Source organism: Vibrio nereis NBRC 15637 (assembly GCF_001591105.1).
Classification (GTDB): Bacteria; Pseudomonadota; Gammaproteobacteria; order Enterobacterales; family Vibrionaceae; genus Vibrio; species Vibrio nereis.
On record NZ_BCUD01000046.1, the window covers coordinates 1 to 2,650 of the forward strand.

Sequence of the window (2,650 nt, forward strand, 5' to 3'; positions counted from 1 at the left end):
TGTAGTGGTCAACAAATTCCGGACACTGATTTAAGCCGACTCTCGGCATTAACTGGCGACAACCCATCATTTGCTTGGTGAGGTCGTTGCCTATTGTAGTAGTCCATCAAGTAATAACTGATGTCTTTCTTAGCCTGAGTTTGGGTCAGGTAACCTGTTGCTGGTATCCACTCAGTTTTTAGGCTTCTAAATAGCCTTTCCATAGGTGCATTATCCCAACAGTTACCGCGACGGCTCATACTTTGAGTTATGCGATATCGCCAAAGCCTTTGACGGTATTTACGGCTACTATATTGGCATCCTTGGTCTGAGTGGAACATTATGTGATTAGGTCGCCCTCGTTGTTCCCAAGCCATATCTAAGGCTTTACAAGTCAACTCAGCGTTTGGTTTGTCTGATAGCGCCCATCCCACTACGCGTCGGCTAAATAGGTCTAGTACGACAGCCAGATAACTCCACTTTGAACCTGACCAGACGTAAGTAATATCACCGCACCAAACTTCATTTGGTGCAACAACAGAGAACTCACGCTTCAGCAGATTCGGGATATCTGGTCGCTCTAACTTAGCCTGCTTATAGCGATGCGAGCCAGGTTGTTTACTCATTAGCCCTGCTTCTTGCATGAGCTTTCGTACTTTAAATCGACCAACTTCGAAGCCTTCAGAGCGCAGCATAGAAACAAGAGTTCGACTACCAGCAGAGCCACGACTCATGTTAAAGAGTTCCTTAGTTCGGCTGGCTAACCGAATGCGACAGACATCCGGCTTCCGCTGCTTAAACTCGTAGTAACAGGAAGACGCCACATCGAACAACCCACAAAGCATTTTGACCGGCTCGTGCTCCCTTAACTGGTCAATTAGCGAGAACGTTCGAGTTCGTCCAACATTAAGAGAGCTGTAGCTTTTTTTAGTATGGATTTTTCTCTTTCTAAGCGATTAATTCGAGCTTCTAACTCTTGGATTTTCTGCTGTTCAGGTGTAAGAGCTTTGACGGTTGGGGTCTTCCCGCCACGCTCAATTTTTAGTTGCTCGACCCAGCGTCGTAGAGCAGTATCACCAATATCTAGAGAGCGTGCCGCCTCAGTTATTGAGTAGCCTTGATCGAGAACCAAGCTTGCTGCATCCATTTTGAACTCAGAAGAAAATGTACGTCGTTGTCGTTTTATCATTGAACACCTCATTTACGGTGGAGACTTTACCACCTAATTTGGTGTCCGGGATCATTAAACCACTACAGGGGCTATTGTTTAGGACACCAAGTCAGCCTAGGACAAATCGGCGTGTTGATGATTTTAGTCGGTATAGTTGGAGAGTGGCGTCAACGTTCCTATCTAAATGATTGTATTGAAGATAGCATAATCAATGGGAATTTAAGGGCTACAGGGTTGAATCGTGTGGCTAAAGCTAGAGCTTTCCTGATTAAGCTAAACCCCCTTCTTGGAGGGCTGGGTACAATATTTACAGGATGGTCGTTTTTTATTTAGTACCGCCCTAACAAACTGTTTAAGAGTGATTCGCAACGCGTGGCATTTTTACTATACGTTGGTTTTAGTGTTTTAGGTGGTATGCAGCGGCATCGGTATTGCGTTGCTCACACCTTAACAGGGCGTTATGTTGCCCACTACTTATAGTTTTCAGGCAATAGAGTGTGGCCATCTTTTTCAGCGAGATAGACGAGTGCATCAATCACTCGGACGGGCGTTAAAAGGTTCTCTTTATTACAGTTATCTAATTCAAATGAAAGGTAAATACGGTCGAATTCAACTTTAAGAAATAAGTTGCCCTGGGGAGCTCTGTCTTGGGTTAAAGCGAAGACGCCAATCCCGATAAAGTGAGAACTGTTCAGGTTGTTAGTAGCGTAGATATCGCACTTTAACTTGTGGGCGAGCGTTAAAAAATCGAGAAGTAGGTTAATTTGCTCGTCTGAAACGTTATCTAGTGCTTTTATATGCGGTTCTTTACAGAAACGTTCTAAATAGCTAATCATTTCATCGATATCGTTGTTAAATAGCATCGTTGGTCGCTCGTGTTGTAAGGTCGGCGATTGTACTTTAGAACAGCAACATAACAAAGCGTTCAAGAGGGACAGTCAACGCTTGGCGACTTTGGTTTAAATCTTGGCAATTGTGTTTACGGTGGTAAATTGAAGTTTGGTGGCAGTGCGTTGCTGCCCCTTAACGTGGCGTTAGTTGCCAACGAGCTAAACGTAGCTAAAGCCAGAATGTTTAATGCTACTGTCCACGAGTTTTCCCTGGCTTTGTATTTCAGTTTTAAGCTTTTGGGTTTGTTATAATCACGCTTCGGTTATTTTTGTGGTTTGGGTTAACTGTTTCAGAAAGCGATTTATTTGTTGAAAGTTAGCTCTGTGACATTGTCTGTTCAAAGGAGCTTGTTGGTGTTGTTAGCCCGTTTTCTACGGCGCTGCATGTCCCAAGTGGTTTCAGTGACAGGTGCTTTGAATCTGCGCCTGATATTAGTTTTTCAAAGCACGTAAAAACAGTGTCGGCAAAGCGGTAATAAACTCCAAATCCTAGCCTTGGGCTTGGCAACTAACAAAGCATTCAAGAGGGATTCACAACGCTTGGCAGTTTTGGTTTGAATTAGCTTTAATGTTTACGGCACAATGGTTTAGGTGGGTGGTTTGCGTTGTT

Annotated in this window: 2 protein-coding genes; both read right to left on the minus strand. The window is 43.9% G+C overall.

Annotation, left to right across the window (positions count from 1 at the left end; genetic code table 11):
• Nucleotides 1-8: 8 nt before the first annotated feature.
• A protein-coding gene (locus VNE01S_RS18640) for an IS3 family transposase (protein ID WP_156309932.1) occupies nucleotides 9-1,165 on the minus strand; the annotation gives its coding sequence in 2 pieces (ribosomal slippage) (nucleotides 9-901 and nucleotides 901-1,165; 1,158 coding nt in all).
• Between the two features lie 455 nt (nucleotides 1,166-1,620).
• Complete coding sequence (locus VNE01S_RS18655; protein WP_061781661.1) at nucleotides 1,621-2,013, minus strand: hypothetical protein; 393 nt, start codon at nucleotides 2,011-2,013, stop codon at nucleotides 1,621-1,623.
• Nucleotides 2,014-2,650: the final 637 nt, after the last annotated feature.